Genomic DNA, 17,487 nt, shown 5'->3' on the forward strand with positions numbered 1-17,487 from the left:
AAGGAGCTATCATGAAAACGACCAGAAGAGATTTCTTTAAATATATGTCTTTACTTGGTCTGGGCACCATTTATACTACACCACTCTATGCAAAGAGTACAAAAGAGACCGTACAATACCAAAGTACGCCTAAAGATGGACAGAAATGCAGCGAGTGCATGCATTTCATACCCGAAACCAATGAATGCAAGACCGTAGAAGGAAACATCGACCCCGAGGGGTGGTGCACGATCTATTTTAAAGACCCGAAATACAAAGAACCATAGAAGACGCCAATATGGCGCAGTGATCGATGTGTAACAGTGGTTACCTGTGTTTTTCGTAAGGAGGTTTCAGTATGACGTTGGAAGAGTTGAAACAGTATGACGGACAGAACGGAGAGAAAGCATACATCGCCTATAAAGGAAAAGTGTATGATGTCACCGAAAGCCCTCTGTGGAAGAACGGCATACACCAAAATATGCATAGAGCGGGACAGGACCTGACCGAGGTACTGAAAAACGCACCGCACGGCGAAGAGGTCTTTGCCCGCTTCGACGTTGTCGGCACACTCGATCAGAGCGAGACACGTGATCAGAGCGATAAGCACATAGAAAAGCGCTTTGACTGGGTCGCATGGTACCGCAAATACCATCCCCACCCCATGCTGGTTCATTTTCCGATCGCCCTGCATCTCTTTGCCGCAGGGGCTGACCTGATCTTTCTCTTCCATCCGACAGCCGCATTTGCCGCAGCTGTATTCTATACCTTCTTTGTCGCAACCGTGATGGGCGCCATAGCGATGCTCCCCGGTCTTTTAAGCTGGAAGATCAATTACAATCTTGCCTTGGCCCCTGTTTTTATCATCAAAATTACAGTTTCCCTGCTCACCCTCATCCTCGGCATCATAGGGATCTTCGTCTACCTTGATGACCCCGAAATGGTCTACGGGACAAGCTTTGAAAGCATGCTTTACCATGGTATCGTGCTTTTGACCGGTCTTGCCGTCATCATTCTGGGATATTACGGCGGCAAGATCACCTGGCCCGACAGGGAGTCATGATGAAAGAGACCAAGGTCCCGTTCCAGGCGGATATCTCCAAAGCACCGGTAAAACTTCCCAAGAACAACCAAGAGGAGCATACAGGTACGCACAGCATTTCTTTTCTGATAGGAGGTGCCGCAGGGACAGGGATCATGACACTGGAAAATGTCCTGAGCGATGCCTTCAGGCGGAGCGGTTTTTTCGTCTTTTCCACCAAGGAGTATATGTCCAGGGTACGCGGAGGAAGCAACACCACCCTGCTCCGTATCTCGGATGGCCCTGTCCATGCGCCCTGCTGGCATGCCGACCTCTTCATCGCGCTCGATGCGGATGCCCTGGACCATGCGCAGGAACGCCTGGGCGATGAGACGGTCATCATGGCGGATGAAAGCGTGAAGCACGAAGAGATGGATATCGTGGAGATGCCTATGCTGGAGTCGGTCAAAAAAGTGGGAAGCAAACGCTATGCCAACAGCTATATCTGCGGTGTGCTCTTCGGACTGTTCGGTCTGGACGCGAAGATGCTCTCCCAAAGCATCCTCTCCATTTTCGAGGAAGAGGACCCGCAGGAGAATGAGACTGCGATGCAGGAGGGTGTGGCGTACGGAAAAGCGCTGAAAGGGGTATCGCTCCCGGATCTGCCCGCTGCCCAGCCAGCGCTCACGGAAGCTTTACATCTGCTCAATGGCTCTGCCGCCTCGGGTTTTGGTTTTCTGGCAGGCGGATGCAATATGATCACCGCCTACCCGATGTCCCCCTCTACCGGGGTATTGAACTTCATGGCATCGATGTCCCGTGACCTTACGATAGTGGTCGAACAAAGCGAAGATGAGATCGCATCGCTGAACATGGTCCTGGGCGGATGGTACGGCGGAGCACGGGCGATGACATCCACCTCCGGCGGCGGGTTCGCACTGATGAGTGAAGCGGTCAGCCTTTCGGGGATGAGCGAGACGCCGGCGGTCATCTATCTTGCCCAGCGCCCCGGACCGGCTACAGGACTCCCTACCCGTACGGAACAGGGAGACCTGGATCTTGCGATCCACAGCGGGCACGGGTATTTCGGACGTATCGTTCTGGCCCCGGGAGACCTGCAGGAGTGTATCGACTACGGCTATCTTGCCTTTGAACTGGCGGACAGGTACCAGATGCCAGTGATCTATCTGAGCGACCAGTATCTCGCGGACTCTATGGGAATGCTGCAAACGGTTGACTTCAGCCGCTATGAACAGCGGCGCTACATCCATACGACCGAAGCCTCCTATGACCGATACAAGATCGTTGAAGGTGGCATCACACCCAGAGGGGTCCCCGGTCTGGGAGAAGGCATGGTCGTCTCTACCAGCGACGAACACGATGAACGGGGACAGATCACCGAAAGCCACCATGTGCGTGAAAAAATGGTAGAGAAACGGACACAGAAGATCGCGCGGTCTCTCTCTGAAGCCTATGCGCCCAGAGTATCGGGCAAAGGAAGTATCGCAGTGATCGGATGGGGTTCCACCAAAGGTGTCATCGAGGAGGTACTGAAGGTCCTGGATGACAGCAGGCTCCTTCATGTGCACTTTGCCTGGGTGCATCCGCTGAACCCCGAACATCTTGAGCTGTTGAAAAAGACGGACGCCAATATCATGATAGAGAACAATGCGACGGGACAATTTGCAGGGAGACTGAAAAGTCATGATGTCCGGATCGATCACACTGTGCTGCAAGCCAACGGCTTTGGTTTTTTTGCGGATCTGCTGGAAGAGAGATTGAAAATAGTATTGAAGGAGCTCAAATGAAACATCCGCTGGCAAGAACAGAGGTAGACAATGCCTGGTGCCCGGGGTGCGGAAATTTCGGGATACTGAAACTGCTTGAAGAAGTACTGTCAGAGCTGGAGCTCGATCCCAAACAGACGGTAATCGTCTCGGGCATCGGACAGGCCGCCAAAACGCCCTACTATATCGATACCCATATGTTCTGCGGTCTGCACGGACGCGCACTGCCTGTGGCAACGACACTCAAGGCTTCCAACCCTGCGCTGAAGGTCATAGCCGAAGGAGGTGACGGAGATATGTACGGCGAAGGCGGGAACCACTTCATGCATACCGTCAGACGCAATCCTGATATCGTGCATATCGTGCACAACAACATGGTCTACGGGCTTACCAAAGGGCAGGCGTCTCCCACCAGCCAAAAAGGGTTTCAAACCCCTGTGCAGGCAAACGGCGTCACCAACGAACCTTTCAATCCCGTCTCTGTCGCGCTGGCCTTAAAGGCAGGATTTGTATCACGCGTCAGTATCGGCAATCGTGATCACGCCAGAAAGGTGCTGAAAGAGGCCTTTTTGCATAAAGGGTATGCCCTTGTGGACATTTTCCAGCCCTGCGTGGTCTTCAACAAAGTGAACACCTATCAATGGTTCAAGGATAATACCTATGAACTTGAGAGTAAGCATGATACATCCGACCTGCCTGCAGCGATGTATAAGGCACTGGAGAACGACCCTATCCCCATCGGCATCTTTTACCGGTCGGAATCTCCTACCTTTGAAAAGAATGTAAGAGCCGATGAAAAAAGCGCCCTTTATGAAATGTCACATGACCTTCATAGAGTGCAGGCGTTATTTGAAGAATATTGAGCCGAATGAGCTCCGGAGGTAGGAGTTGCGCAAATATATCTGGTAAAAATGTAACATAAAATATAAATGATGTTATAATTGAAAAAATTTGGTTTTAGACTTGACCTCGTCAATATTTTGTGCTATAAACTAAATAAGACAAAATTTATCTTAATTAACAAGGATCATAAATGGCAAATGAAGGATTAGATAAAGCTGTCTCAGGCGAGTATAAGCTCGGCTTTGAGATAGATATCGAAACTGAAACTGTTCCTCCGGGATTGGACGAGAATATCATCGCGTTCATTTCCCAGAAAAAAGAGGAACCCGAATGGATGCTTGAACTGCGTCTCAAAGCATTCAAAAAATGGCAGACCATGACAGAGCCCCACTGGGCACACTTGAAATATGAGCCTATAGACTATCAGTCCATCTCATATTTCTCTGCGCCCAAAGAAGGGATAGAAAGTCTGGATGAAGTGGATCCGAAGATCCTGGAAGCCTATAAAAAACTGGGGATCTCACTGGAAGAGCAAAAACAGCTTGCCGGCGTGAAGGTCGCTGTCGATGCGGTCGTTGACTCTGTTTCTGTGAAGACAACCTATGCGAAAGAGCTTGAAAGCCACGGGATCATCTTCTGTTCGATCTCTGAGGCGATCAAAGAGCATCCGGAACTGATCAAAAAGTACATGTTCTCTGTCGTCCCTATGGCCGACAACTTCTTTGCGGCGCTCAACTCGGCGGTGTTCACGGACGGTACCTTTGTCTATATCCCAAAAGGGGTACGCTGTCCGATGGAGCTGAGTACCTACTTCAGGATCAATGCCATGAACACAGGGCAGTTCGAGCGTACGCTGATCGTGGCGGATGAAGGCTCCTACGTGAGCTACAACGAAGGGTGTTCCGCCCCTACCCGTGACGAGAACCAGCTGCATGCTGCGGTGGTGGAGCTTGTCATTCTCAAAGATGCGGAGATCAAGTACTCTACGATCCAGAACTGGTACCCGGGCGATGAGACAGGGAAAGGCGGGATCTATAACTTCGTGACCAAGCGTGCCATCTGTGAAGGTGAAAATGCCAAAGTTTCGTGGACACAGGTGGAGACAGGTTCGGCTATCACATGGAAGTACCCGAGCTGTATCCTGAAGGGAGACAACTCGGTGGGTGAGTTCTACTCGGTTGCCGTCACTACCCTGGCACAGCAGGCGGATACCGGTACGAAGATGATACATATCGGTAAGAACACGAGTTCTACCATCATCTCCAAAGGTATCTCGGCGATGAAGGGTCAAAATACCTACAGAGGTCTGGTCAAGGTCAACTCCTCTGCCGTGGGTGCGAGAAACTATTCTGAGTGTGACTCGCTGCTTATCGGGTCCGAGTGCGGGGCACATACCTTCCCTTATCTGGAGACCAAGGACACGGAAGGACAAGTGGAGCATGAGGCGACGACGTCCAAGATCAGTGATGAACAGCTTTTTTACCTGCGTCAGAGAGGTATCAACGAAGAAGATGCGGTGAGCATGATCGTTCACGGTTTCTGTAAACAAGTCTTCAGCCAGCTCCCTATGGAGTATGCGGTGGAAGCAAAAGCATTATTAGAATTAACATTAGAAGGAAGTGTAGGATGAGTATCATGAAAATAGAGAATTTACAGGCAAAAATAGGTGATAAACAAATACTTAAAGGGTTGAACATCGAACTGGAGCCCGGAAAAGTACATGCGATCATGGGGCCGAACGGTGCAGGTAAATCGACGCTTTCTAAGACCATCGTAGGACACTATGACGTAGAAGTGACCGGCGGAGATATGCTCTATAAGGGTAAAAGCATTAAAGAGATGGATCCGGAAGAGAGAGCGTTGGAAGGTATTTTCCTCTCTTTCCAGCATCCCGTAGAGATCCCTGGGGTCAACAATGCGTATTTCCTGAGAACGGCACTCAATGCCAAACGCAAGCATGAAGGCAAAGAAGAGTTGAACTCGGCAGAGTTCCTTCGTATGATGAAGAGCCATTTGGAAATGCTGGGCATGAAATCGGACATGATCAGCCGTTCGCTCAATGAAGGTTTCTCGGGTGGTGAGAAGAAGCGTAATGAAATACTTCAAATGCTTATCCTTGAGCCGGAAGTGATCATCCTGGATGAGATAGACTCCGGTCTGGACATCGATGCACTGAGAGCGGTTTCAGAGGGTATCAACAAAATGAAGGACGGGAAACGTACGTTCCTGGTCATTACCCACTATTCGAGAATTCTTGACTACATAGAGCCTGATTACATTCATGTACTCAAAGACGGCAAGGTGATCAAAACAGCAGGACCAGAGCTTGTAGCCCAATTAGAAGAACACGGGTATGATGCCATAGAGGAGGAGTAATGAAACTCTTAGATCTAAAAAATAAAAGCCGGGAAGAAGTCACTGCCGCGTTAGACGTACAGGGACGTGATGCTTTAGTCGAAAGATTTGTTTCATTGGGACTGCCACACAAGAAAACAGAAGAGTACCACTACTTTGATGTAGAGAAACTCCTGGAAGTGGATTACAAGACATTGACGTACACCCCTCGAACACTGACCGAAAGTGACAAGATAGAGATAGTCGACGGTGTAGTCGTAGCCGGACCAAGAAACATGCGTATCTACAGTGATACCTGTAAAATGATAGACATGGAGCACTTCGATCCTCTCTATTATCTTGGCCACCTGCTCTGCCCGAACACGATCAAGATAGAAATAGACGGGGATACGGAAGTAGAGATCGAGCACAGATTCACACAGAGCGATACACTGATCAACTACCGTATCGTGCTCTATAATCAGGCCAACCGTCATGCCAGTGTGTATGAGAACTTTGTGGCTGAGGATATTGAGAACACACTGGTGCTATACGGATATGACATGCACCTGGCACAGGATTCGACACTGAGAGTGGTGAAACTGCAAACGATGGAAGACAAACGTTACAGTATGATCGCCTCGCACAGGGTCAATGTCACCAAAAATGCGCATGCCATCCTCAAGAGCTTTGATCTGGGCGGTGACCATGCCCTGCAATTGCTGAAAGTGGAACTTGCAGAGTACGGCCATGTGGATGCAGGACACCTGCTCTACCTCAATGAAGATTCAAAGCGCGGTACCGTTTCACAGATCGTGCACCGCGGTGAGCACTCGACTTCGAAACAGATAGCGAAAAATATCCTCGATGGCGAAGCCAGAGGGATCTTTGATGCGCTCATCCGTGTAGAGCACTCGGGTAAATACACCAAGGCGGAGCAGAACTCCAAATCGATACTGCTTCACAAGAAGGCCTATATGGTATCGAAGCCGCAGCTGGAGATCTATATCGATGATCTGGAAGCGTCGCATGGTTCGACCACGGGACAGCTGGATGAAAAGCAGCTGTTCTATCTGCAAAGCCGCGGTATCAGTTATGTGGAAGCCAGAAAAATACTGGTGGTCGCCTTTGCCAACACACTGATAGAAGAAGTGAAAGACACCAGACAGCAGGAGCGTATCAAAAACGCGTTTGAAGAAGTGTTCTACAAAGCACACCAATAACTAAGCTTAGAAAGGAGCGAACATGACCATGCTTGAAACGATAGCACAGTACAAAGAGGACTTTGACCTCTTTCCTACTGCCAATGAGAAACTCGAATATATTTTTGACCTCGGGAAAAAACATACTGTTTTACCGGAAGAGGAAAAGAATGAGGACACCTTTGTCCACGGATGTGCCTCTGCCGCATGGCTCGTAGGCGAATGCAAGGACGGGAAACTGATCCTGCGCGGTGAAGGTACTTCGGAAATGGCAAAAGGGATGCTGACGCTGCTTTTGGACATTTTCGGGAACCGTACGCCTGATGAGATACTTATGTTCGACCCTGCGAACCTTCAAGACATGGGTATCGTTGAGCTCCTCTCCCCTGTACGTCAGCAGAGTCTGGAGGCATTTTTGAAGATGGTCTATGGCTACGCACAGAAATGTAAAGAGCAAGGAGAATAGTCATGAGTACAGACAATACCAGTGAACAGACCAAAGCTGGGTCGATCAATGAAAAAATGGCCGAAGAGAAGAAGAAGTTCCTCGAAAGCCAGCCTTCTGATGAAGAGATGAAAGAGCTCATCATAGGTCACCTCAAGGAGATCTATGACCCGGAGCTTCCGGTAAATATCTATGACCTGGGTCTCATCTACAACATAGAGTGCTGGACCGACGAGGTCTCTATGATGAAAAAGGCCAAGATCACCATGACACTGACCTCCGCGACCTGTTCGTTCTCTCAAGTGATCATCGACCTGGTCAAAAACATCGCTAAACGTCAGGAAGGTCTTGAAGAGGTTGATGTAGAGATCGTCTTTGACCCGCCATGGGGACAGGACAGTATGAGCGATGAAGCGAAGTTACAGATGGGTCTGCTCTAGCGGCAGCCCCTTCGTACTTTTTTGATAGGTGATGATCTTCACGCTATAAGATATAAAAGGGTTTTTGATGGATGTACCTGTATTGGAAATTTCCGACCTGAACGTTTCCGTAGAAAAGAAAGAGATCATCAAAGGGTTGAACCTCTCCGTGGGCAAAGGGGAGGTCCATGTCATTTTCGGTCCCAACGGCTCCGGAAAATCCACACTCCTCAACACCATTTTGAAACTGCCCGGCTACAGCATTGACAGCGGAGAGATCCGTGTAAAATCTCAGAACATACAGCAAATGAGCACCGACGAGATCGCCAACCTCGGTATAGGCATGTCCTTCCAGCATCCGCCCAAGATCAAAGGGGTGACCCTCCGAAATTTCCTGAACGCGATCAACCGCGCTGAAGACCTTGATGATGAGATACGGGCACTGAGTATGGAAGCCTTCCTCGAACGGGAGCTCAATGTCGGCTTTTCCGGCGGAGAGCTCAAAAGAGCGGAAGTGCTGAAGCTCTATGCACAAAGCCCTGCCCTGCTTCTGATCGATGAACCCGAATCCGGGGTCGATATCGAAAATATTGCGGTCATCTCCAAAGCGATCAACAAGATCCTTCAAACAGACAGGCCGAAAAAACAGCGTGAGCGTTCTGCGATCATCATCACCCATACAGGGCATATCCTCAACTATATCGATGCCGATATCGGGCATGTCTTCATGGATGGAAAGATCGTCTGTACCGGCAATCCAAGAGCGATCATGGAAGATATCAAGAATCTCGTTTTTTCGGGATGTGTGACCTGTACCAAGGAACAAAGGAGCGAAGATGGATCACTTCGATGAAGCTACCAGAACAACCCTGAAAAAAGTCGCCTATGATGAAAAAGAGGAACGGTCCGCAAGTTTTTTTGCCAGAGACTGGGATATCCTCGATACGCACTCCGCAGCGGAGGGGCTCGAGATCCTTCCCATAGAAGCGGCACTGCAGAAATATGCATGGCTCAAAGAACTTTTCTTTACCCTTGTAGATAAGGAGAAGGACGAGTATGTCAAACAGGTAGCCTCCAGTGACAGGCTGCTGGGCTACTTCATACGTATCAAGGCTGGAGTAAAGATCACCCTGCCTGTCTATACCTGCTATATGATCGATACGGAAAAATTCACCCAGTGCACCCATAACATCGTCATCGCCGAGGAGGATTCCGAACTGCATCTTATCAATGGCTGTGCGGCCAATGCACATGTGGTCTCCGGACAGCATCTGGGTGTGACAGAGTACTTTATCAAAGATGGGGCTACGGTCACCAGTACCATGATACACAGCTGGGGCAAAGAGGTGGAGGTCTACCCCAGAAGTGCGGCGCATGTCGGAAAGCATGCAAAGTTCGTCTCGAACTATGTCGCATTGGGAGAAGTCAAGAAACTGCAGATGGATCCGCTTGCGGTGATCGAAGAAGGTGGTCTCGGGGAGTTCTATTCGGTGGTCTATGCGCCCGAAAACTCCTTTTTTGATATCGGATCGACGGTTGTCCTGAACGGTGATGACGCTTCCTCTGAGATCATCAGCCGTGTGGTTTCCAACGGCGGCGAAGTGATCACCCGCGGAAAGATCATCGGGAAACATCCTAACGGAAGGGGCGCGATGGCATGCAACGGTCTGTTGCTGAGCAAAAAAGGCTATATCCACGCCATCCCCGAACTGCTGGGAGAGGATCCGCGCCTTGAACTCTCCCATGAAGCGAGTGTGGGTATGATCTCCAAAGAGGAACTGGCCTATCTGATGGCGTCGGGTATCGAAGAGGAGAAGGCCAGGTCACTGATCATCGAAGGCTTTCTGGACCTGAAGATCCCCTCTCTGCCGGATGAACTGCAAAAACAGATCAATGCGGTCATCAAAGAGACAAAAGACTTTGAAACCATGTAGGTCATGCCCCGTTTGACGACGCTTTTATGGCAAAATTATAACAAATCCTTTAAATTTAGATAAGAAATAGAAATAACCCTAGCTTTATTCCGTTTAATTTGCTATAATGCCGAACTTTTACTGCAAGAGAGTATCAAACTCCTTATTTAGATACATGCATATGTATCTCCTTTTACCGCGCATTGGCGTGTGATAGTTTGGTATCAAGTTGCATAAAACAGGGTGCACCCCGTCCGCATGAAAAAGCAGCGGGGGTATCGGCAATGAGTGCCAGATAACATGCTTGTAACTTTAGAACCGTTCTATCGCCAAGACTTTACCACCCCACACCAATAACACTATAAAGAAAACACTACATGAAATTTACAGATTTTAATTTAAAAGAGACCATTCAAGCGGCTATTACAGACGCAGGATTTACAGAACCAAGCCCGGTTCAAAAAGACGCGATACCATTGATCCTTGAGGGTCACGACATGATCGCACAGGCACAGACAGGTACAGGTAAAACGGCTGCATTCGGCCTTCCTATGATGAGTATGATGAAAGCGGACGGTTCCGTGGAAGGACTGGTCATCGTTCCTACACGTGAGCTGGCTATGCAGGTCAGTGACGAACTCTACCGTTTTGGTCAGAAAAGCGGACTCAAGACAGCGACCGTCTACGGTGGTACAGCGTATGGAAAGCAGATAGACCGTATCAAACAGGCTTCTATCGTTGTAGCGACGCCGGGTAGACTTCAAGACCTTCTGATGAGCGGAAAGATCAAAATGAACCCTCAGTTCGTGGTCCTGGATGAAGCAGATGAGATGCTTGATATGGGATTCCTGGACGAGATCAAGAACATCTTTACTTTCCTGCCAAAAGAACGTCAGACACTGATGTTCTCAGCAACGATGCCGGCAGGTATCAGAAAACTTGCAGAGCAGATCCTGAAGAGCCCGAAAACGGTCTCTATCACCAAAGCTGAGAGCACGAACACTTCTATCACACAGCTTTACTATGTGGTACAGGACAAAGAGAGAGATGATGCGCTGGTAAGGCTCATCGACTACAAGAACCCTAACAAATGTATCATCTTCTGTCGTATGAAGAAAGAGGTGGACAGACTGGTTGCACACCTGACAGCACAAGGCTTCAAAGTAAGCGGTCTGCATGGTGATATGGAGCAGAAACAGAGAGAGGTAACGATACGTGCCTTCAAACAGGGCGGTATCGATATCTTCGTGGCTACGGACGTAGCGGCGCGTGGTCTTGATGTCAATGATGTAACGCATGTTTTCAACTACCATATTCCTTTTGATTCCGAGTCTTATGTACACCGTATCGGTCGTACGGGACGTGGAGGAAAGACAGGTGAAGCCATCACATTGGTAAGCCCGAACGAGCTTAGAACGATCAAACGTATCGAAAAAGATGTCGGGACGAAGATGACGACCCAGGTCATTCCTACGCGTATGGAAGTACAGAACAACCGTGCAGATGCGCTTATTGCGAAGATCGCTGAAACGAAAGTGACCGAGAGTGCCATCAACCTTGTGAAGACGCTTCAGCATGACCTGGACATCGTGACGATCGCTCACCTACTTGCTTCTTTGGTACAGGAAGAGAATTTCGTCAAAGGTAAGGACAACATCGGTCTTGGCCTTGAAGAGATAGAGCTGCTTATAGAAAGAGCCATGCAGAACAAAGGCGGAGGCAGCGGTGGACGAAGCCGTAGCGGATTCCGTGGCAACAGAAGCAGAAGCGGAGGCGGCGGTGGTGGTCGCAGCAGACAGGGCGGCCGTAGCGGACGTTCCAGCGGAAGCCGTGACAGCCGAAACGGCGGACGCGGAAGCAACAGAGCGTAAACTACCCTCCTCGCCTCTCTCCTTGTTCCCACGGTTTCCGTGGGAACGCATACGAGAGCCTAAACTACCCTCCTCTGCTTAACATCTCCAAGTATATTGATCCACCTATCCAAGACTTTATTGGCTCATATCAAGCTGAAAATATATAAGTAACTATTATCATAGTACTCTTTTTACACAAAACCAGATAAATACATATGAAATTATCATACTTTAGAACATAATCGAATATTTACAATATACTGTTTATACGAAAAATAAAGTAATAGTGGGACATAGCGTTCCTCTGATAAATAGTAATTTATAGCAGTAAAAGGATCATGCTTGAAAAAATCTACGTTAATCGTAAGTTACACTATTTTTGTTTCCGTTCTAATTGTTCTTTTTCATGCAGCGATGCAAGAATTGATTTTGTCAACTATTATGAAAATATTTCCGTGGCGTGAACTTTCAGGCTCCATGATGACAATGCCCTTGGACGGCAGATTCAAGCTGATGATTTCAACAATGGTTTTTATATTTTTTATATTGATATCACCGGCAGCAGCACTTATGGTGATGCAGGAAAAAATAAACACGAAAACAATACCGCTTCTCTTCATCTTTCTAAGTTTCTATACAGTGGTGATTATAGTCATTGAAGTTCTGGTGTACTATTTTTATTTTAACTACATAATCGTGCCATCTCATGATACTTCCTTTACATTGCTACAGTTTCCTTTGAAAGAAATCGGTATTTTTGCATTTTTGATTGTTCTATCCAGTACATACATTTTCTACAAAAATATGACTCCGATCACTATGGTTGAACAATCAAATGAAATTGTAGATGAACCAAAGTCTATGGAAAAGGGGCAAGAAGCCAATTCCAAACCAACTTCACTTGCATTGAGCATTCTCTCTCTTCAGGTTATCATGTGGATCAACATCGTCATTTTCATAATACTAACTGCCTTTTACTTGTATGGGTTCACGATTGACCAGGAACTTATGATGCTATCTGCATCGATGAGCGGGAAAGTAATAGGAGGCATTTTCGGACTATTTTTTGCGCTGATTTTGTTCTTTACTTCAAGAGGCTTGATGAATCAAAAGCAGTGGGCACGCGTAGCTACACTTATCATGGGAGTGATGATGCTGTTCGCATTTCCAGTTGGAACCATTGTTGGAATCATCTTGATTTATGGTATGACTAAAGGGTGGCAGGTTGAGGCTGTACCGATCAAATAACAACACATTTGAAAGCAATAAAAAACACGTGGGCGGATTCTTTATTGCTCATTTTAAACGTTAAAGTTATATTTAGAATATCTAGGGAGAAACATTATGGGAACATGTGAAAAGTGTGGAGAAGTATCAAGTTCATTTGAAATGAGAGATGGTTTATGCAAATATTGTTGGACACCAGAAGTTGTTTCAGTAAAACAGGAAATTGGCTTTATTTGGTGGGAAGTTTGGGCATGGTTAGGTCTAACACTCGGTAATCTTTTCACTTTTGCATTAAATGGCGGAGTAAATATGATAACTCTTGCCGTAGCAATACCAACGACGATACTGGGAATATTAATCCTAAAATACAATAAATACGCTTTTTTGATTGCGACCATATTGAGTCTTAACCCATTACTGTGGATCATTAACGGAATATATCTAAAAAACCGATGGAACCATCCGAATGTTAACAAAAAGTAGAGCTTTAACAAGCCAAAGGAGACCAATCAAAAACCCGCAAGCGGCTCTAACTCGTTCCATATCTCCCGTTATGGAACGCACATCAAACCGTCAATAAACCAGCAAGTAGAAAACCGCTACAATAACTGTAAGTATGCATTCCCATGTACAACGGGGGAACGAGAAAAAGAAGTATGGGAGAAATGGTATGAACAAATCAAAAAAAACATTCTTGAGGTTATTAGTAGTTTTTTTATCTTATTCAAGTTATGTAAGTGCTGATACAATTAGCCAAATGTGTTCTAATAAATGGGGAAGTAATTATAAAATGGTCAATTATTGTGTCAAAAATCAGCGGGCAGCAAAAAGAGAACTATCAAGATTTTCAGGCAAAATAAAACAAAATTGTGCAGCAAAATGGGGTAGCAATTATGAGATGGTATTATATTGCACCAAGAACCAAATTTCTGCAAAACAAAATGTTGATACTACCAACACTGATGAAGTTAGCCATAATTGCAAAAATAAATGGAGAGACAATTATGAGATGGTGGAATATTGCATTAAAAACCAGCGACAATCCCGAAAATTGGTACAAACTACCAGAAAAGATGAGATAAGTAAGTTTTGTTCTCGGAAATGGCAGCAAAATTATGAGATGGTAGAATATTGCATGAAGAACCAAAGATCAGCAAAAGAATCTATTGAACGTAATTATAGTGGAGCAAAACTAAGTAGGTGCAAAAGAAAGTGGGGAACAAACTATGAAATGGTTGAATATTGTCTCAAAAATTAATATTTAACTCGATCTCCTGATATGGAATGCACATCAAACCGTCAATAAATAAACAAGTAGAAAACCGCTACAATAACTGTAAGTATGCATTCCCATCGGGACGGTGGGAACGAAGCACAATATACTGTTTATATGAAAAATAAAGTAATAGTGGAACATAGTGTTCCTTTGATAAATAGTTAGGTAGCACATGGAAGATAAAGAATATATTGATGTTTTCTATCCAAACTGGATGAAGTATCTAGGTATTGTTGGCATTCCATTACTTACAATTGTAGCTAGCTGGCTAACAACACGTTTTCTTTGGGAACCTGATTTAACTACAACACAATTAGCTGTTAGTACTGCTCTTGGAATAGCTGGTCTATATCAATGCCTAATTGGTGCTCGATGTTTACCATACTTAAATACTATCATAACCTTATATGATGACGGTGTTGATATTCATCATAACAATCATACTGATGAGTTCAAATGGGAAGAACTGGTTATAAAGGAATATTCTTTTGCAACTACTACACAAATCAGGCATAAAGATGGTCGCACACTTGCCTATCTTAGTGATGGCCTACCAAATCTGGAATTAATGAAAAACATTATCAATGAAACTACCTAACACAGCAATCAAACCCCGTACATCAGTAAGCTCTAACTCGTTCCATATCTCCCGATATGGAACGTCAATAAACCAGCAAGTAGAAAACCGCTAGAATAACTGTAAGTATGCGTTCCCATCGGGATGGTGGGAACGAAGGAAATAATATACTGTTTATATGAAAAATAAAGTAATAGTGGGACATAGTGTTCCTCTGATAAATAGTTATAAATAATTTTTGGAGATATTGTGAGAACATTTATATATGTATTTTTATTGGTATTGTTGTCAATTTTACTAGCGGCTTTCCTTTTTTATGTCTCTTTATGGTTAGCTTGGGGAAGACTATTCGAAGTTTCTACAGGTATGAATCTGTCACTATTTATTGCAGGAATTTTTTTCATACTAGGTCTGTATTATCTAACAAAAAAAGAAACCTTGAAAAAAGTATTGATCTCCAATGCTATTATTTTCGCCTTTCTTGCACCCATTACTTATATATACCTATTTAAAGATAATTCTAAATTATATTCATATGACAATTATCCATGCAAAAATGAACTTATATCATCTGATAGGAATATCATACAACTTGTCTATGCTGGCACCAGTATGAAAGGTTTTGAAATATTTACAAAATATAATCTAGAAGATGAAAAGTATTATAATATAATGAAGGAAAGGACATCACATATATACAAAAAGACATACCCCATAGGTTCTAAATGGAAGGTGTTGGGTCTTTATGAACATACTAGATATAATTTAAATTATTTTTTGCTAAGTTCAGTTGATGATAAAGAAAAAGCGTGGGTGTATACAAATAATTTCAATTATAAAGAATGTAAAATAGAGGCTTTAGATAGAGAAGCACCTTTTGAAATTTATACAGCATTTGGCAGTAGAAAATCGATTGAATTTTAAATTATAGTTTTCTTCGTTCCCGTCGAGTCAAAGGGAACAAAGAAGAGGTAGCAAATTATAAAAAAAAATGCTTTTCAGATCGAACTTTATAGCGATGAGGAAGTGATACTTTCTCAAACGTGGGAACGAAGCAAAGTGAGTAAAACAATGGAATATGAGTTTATAGAATTCAAAGTTGGTCAGAGATGGAAGACCCGGATGGGTCATCGATTTATCATCAAAGAGATTCGCGAGGATGAAGAGTACCCTCTGGTATGCATCAGTATGGATACAGGCAGAAAACATTTTTTTGATGAGGATGGTTTTGCCGTCTCAGGCTATCCTACGGATAACGATCTGGCAGAACAGATCTCTTAACCCGTTCCCCATCTCCCGATATAAACATTCCAAATATATAAAAGTCTAATATAGCTACAATACCTGATGAAAAGAAGCAGATATAAGATATATAACCAACAGGATCAGCAGTGACACTTATCGACTTTCTCATCCTGGGGTTCGTCATCGGGTCCAACAATCTTGCCGTGGCACTGTCGCTCGGTGCCATGGGGCAAGCTGCACGCCGCTTTCGTGTGATGTTGGTATTCGGCGTGTTCGAGTTCTTGATGCCGTTGCTGGGCATCGGGCTGGGTGCCGCGACTGCGCGTGCGATCGGCCTGCACACGAATGTCATCGGTGCGGTACTGCTGATCGCCCTGGGTCTCCTAGCCGTGATCGGCGGCATCCGGAACCGTAGCCAGGACGAAAAACTGGCAAAGCAGGTCACGCAGTGGCGCGGTCTGATTTTTCTCGCCCTGGGCTTGAGCATGGATAACGTGGTCGTCGGCTTCAGTCTCGGCCTGGGCCGCGCAGAGCCGCTGGCAGTGGCGACGACCATCGCGTGTTTCTCGGTGCTCTTCACCTGGATCGGCATGAGACTGGGTCACGAGTCGCGCCGAAGCTGGGAGCAGATAGCGAAGATCGGTGCCGGTATGCTCCTTGTAGGTTTTGGCACTGCCAATGCCATGGGGTGGTTGTAAGACCGCGAACAGTACATCATAACAAATACGAGGAGCGCAGTAGTTTTCCTCATTTGTATAATGAGATCACCCCTTCATTTTCCTCCGATAAATTTCCGGTTCCATGATTTACATGCTATAATCTACTCATGAACAAATGGATGCAGATAGCCTATGACGAAGCGATAAAAGGGATGAATGCCAATGAAGGGGGGCCGTTTGGTGCCGTCATTGTCAAAGACGGCGAGATCCTTGCCAAAGCCCACAACCGTGTGCTGGCGACAAACGACCCGACGGCCCATGCCGAAGTGGCCGCCATCAAGGAAGCTTCGCAGGTGCTCGGCACTTACGATCTTTCCGGATGTACCCTGTACGCCACCACACAGCCCTGCCCGATGTGCCTTGGGGCTATCTTCTGGGCACGTATAAAGACGGTCTATTTCGGTACGACCAAACTGGATGCGGCCAAAGGCGGCTTCGACGATGCACGTTTTTACGAGATGATAAAGGGAAAAAACAATGATGTGGTGCTCAAACAGATCGATTACGAAGCGTGCGCAGAGATTTTTAAACAATGGGATGCGAAAGAGGACAAGCAAATCTACTGATTCTAGCCGTTAGCTCGTTGCACCAGAAGTAAAGAGGTACTGCTAATGCCATACTGATCTTTATTCTTGACTATACCCAGG

Annotated in this window: 20 protein-coding genes; all 20 read left to right on the forward strand. The window is 46.0% G+C overall.

What is annotated here, in order from left to right; genetic code table 11:
- The first annotated feature begins 11 nt into the window (after window positions 1-11).
- The 20 genes from VIM88_RS08610 to VIM88_RS08705 all read left to right on the forward strand — a co-directional run bounded on the left by VIM88_RS08610 (window position 12) and on the right by VIM88_RS08705 (window position 17,406).
- On the forward strand, window positions 12-266 hold the full coding sequence (locus VIM88_RS08610) for a high-potential iron-sulfur protein (protein ID WP_331862487.1): 255 nt from the start codon (window positions 12-14) through the stop codon (window positions 264-266).
- A gap of 71 nt (window positions 267-337) precedes the next feature.
- The gene (locus VIM88_RS08615) at window positions 338-1,042 is read left to right on the forward strand and encodes a DUF2231 domain-containing protein (RefSeq protein WP_331862488.1); all 705 of its coding nucleotides are present in this window, start codon (window positions 338-340) and stop codon (window positions 1,040-1,042) included.
- Window positions 1,042-2,808 (forward strand): 2-oxoacid:acceptor oxidoreductase subunit alpha, encoded by a 1,767-nt coding sequence (locus tag VIM88_RS08620; RefSeq protein ID WP_331862489.1) that lies wholly within the window; start codon window positions 1,042-1,044, stop codon window positions 2,806-2,808. The genes VIM88_RS08615 and VIM88_RS08620 overlap by 1 nt, the downstream gene beginning before the upstream one ends.
- Window positions 2,805-3,650: a thiamine pyrophosphate-dependent enzyme gene (locus VIM88_RS08625; protein ID WP_331862490.1), complete on the forward strand. Its 846-nt coding sequence runs from the start codon at window positions 2,805-2,807 to the stop codon at window positions 3,648-3,650. Before VIM88_RS08620 ends, VIM88_RS08625 begins: the two co-directional genes overlap by 4 nt.
- A gap of 170 nt (window positions 3,651-3,820) precedes the next feature.
- A complete protein-coding gene (gene sufB, locus VIM88_RS08630) occupies window positions 3,821-5,260 on the forward strand; it encodes a Fe-S cluster assembly protein SufB (RefSeq protein ID WP_331862491.1) in 1,440 nt (479 codons plus the stop codon).
- Window positions 5,257-6,006, forward strand: coding sequence for a Fe-S cluster assembly ATPase SufC (gene sufC, locus VIM88_RS08635; protein WP_331862492.1), 750 nt, complete (start codon window positions 5,257-5,259; stop codon window positions 6,004-6,006). The genes sufB and sufC overlap by 4 nt, the downstream gene beginning before the upstream one ends.
- Window positions 6,006-7,187: a SufD family Fe-S cluster assembly protein gene (locus VIM88_RS08640; RefSeq protein ID WP_331862493.1), complete on the forward strand. Its 1,182-nt coding sequence runs from the start codon at window positions 6,006-6,008 to the stop codon at window positions 7,185-7,187. Before sufC ends, VIM88_RS08640 begins: the two co-directional genes overlap by 1 nt.
- Window positions 7,188-7,209: 22 nt before the next feature.
- The gene (locus VIM88_RS08645; protein ID WP_331862494.1) at window positions 7,210-7,632 is read left to right on the forward strand and encodes a SufE family protein; all 423 of its coding nucleotides are present in this window, start codon (window positions 7,210-7,212) and stop codon (window positions 7,630-7,632) included.
- 2 nt (window positions 7,633-7,634) lie between these two features.
- Window positions 7,635-8,051: a metal-sulfur cluster assembly factor gene (locus VIM88_RS08650; protein WP_331862495.1), complete on the forward strand. Its 417-nt coding sequence runs from the start codon at window positions 7,635-7,637 to the stop codon at window positions 8,049-8,051.
- A gap of 67 nt (window positions 8,052-8,118) precedes the next feature.
- Window positions 8,119-8,883, forward strand: coding sequence for an ABC transporter ATP-binding protein (locus VIM88_RS08655; protein WP_331862496.1), 765 nt, complete (start codon window positions 8,119-8,121; stop codon window positions 8,881-8,883).
- On the forward strand, window positions 8,867-9,964 hold the full coding sequence (locus VIM88_RS08660) for a SufD family Fe-S cluster assembly protein (protein ID WP_331862497.1): 1,098 nt from the start codon (window positions 8,867-8,869) through the stop codon (window positions 9,962-9,964). Before VIM88_RS08655 ends, VIM88_RS08660 begins: the two co-directional genes overlap by 17 nt.
- Window positions 9,965-10,320: 356 nt before the next feature.
- Window positions 10,321-11,814 (forward strand): DEAD/DEAH box helicase, encoded by a 1,494-nt coding sequence (locus tag VIM88_RS08665; RefSeq protein ID WP_331862498.1) that lies wholly within the window; start codon window positions 10,321-10,323, stop codon window positions 11,812-11,814.
- 324 nt (window positions 11,815-12,138) lie between these two features.
- On the forward strand, window positions 12,139-13,044 hold the full coding sequence (locus VIM88_RS08670; RefSeq protein ID WP_331862499.1) for a hypothetical protein: 906 nt from the start codon (window positions 12,139-12,141) through the stop codon (window positions 13,042-13,044).
- Between the two features lie 96 nt (window positions 13,045-13,140).
- On the forward strand, window positions 13,141-13,506 hold the full coding sequence (locus tag VIM88_RS08675) for a hypothetical protein (protein WP_331862500.1): 366 nt from the start codon (window positions 13,141-13,143) through the stop codon (window positions 13,504-13,506).
- Between the two features lie 187 nt (window positions 13,507-13,693).
- The gene (locus VIM88_RS08680) at window positions 13,694-14,281 is read left to right on the forward strand and encodes a hypothetical protein (RefSeq protein WP_331862501.1); all 588 of its coding nucleotides are present in this window, start codon (window positions 13,694-13,696) and stop codon (window positions 14,279-14,281) included.
- Window positions 14,282-14,471: 190 nt separating this feature from the next.
- Window positions 14,472-14,897 (forward strand): hypothetical protein, encoded by a 426-nt coding sequence (locus VIM88_RS08685; protein ID WP_331862502.1) that lies wholly within the window; start codon window positions 14,472-14,474, stop codon window positions 14,895-14,897.
- Between the two features lie 228 nt (window positions 14,898-15,125).
- Window positions 15,126-15,800, forward strand: coding sequence for a hypothetical protein (locus tag VIM88_RS08690; RefSeq protein WP_331862503.1), 675 nt, complete (start codon window positions 15,126-15,128; stop codon window positions 15,798-15,800).
- Window positions 15,801-15,935: 135 nt separating this feature from the next.
- Window positions 15,936-16,157: a hypothetical protein gene (locus tag VIM88_RS08695; RefSeq protein WP_331862504.1), complete on the forward strand. Its 222-nt coding sequence runs from the start codon at window positions 15,936-15,938 to the stop codon at window positions 16,155-16,157.
- Window positions 16,158-16,267: 110 nt separating this feature from the next.
- Window positions 16,268-16,819 (forward strand): manganese efflux pump MntP family protein, encoded by a 552-nt coding sequence (locus VIM88_RS08700; protein ID WP_331862505.1) that lies wholly within the window; start codon window positions 16,268-16,270, stop codon window positions 16,817-16,819.
- Window positions 16,820-16,947: 128 nt separating this feature from the next.
- A complete protein-coding gene (locus tag VIM88_RS08705; protein WP_331862506.1) occupies window positions 16,948-17,406 on the forward strand; it encodes a nucleoside deaminase in 459 nt (152 codons plus the stop codon).
- The last annotated feature ends 81 nt before the right edge of the window (window positions 17,407-17,487 follow it).

Source organism: Sulfurovum sp. (genome assembly GCF_036568385.1).
In the GTDB taxonomy this organism is placed as follows: Bacteria; Campylobacterota; Campylobacteria; order Campylobacterales; family Sulfurovaceae; genus Sulfurovum.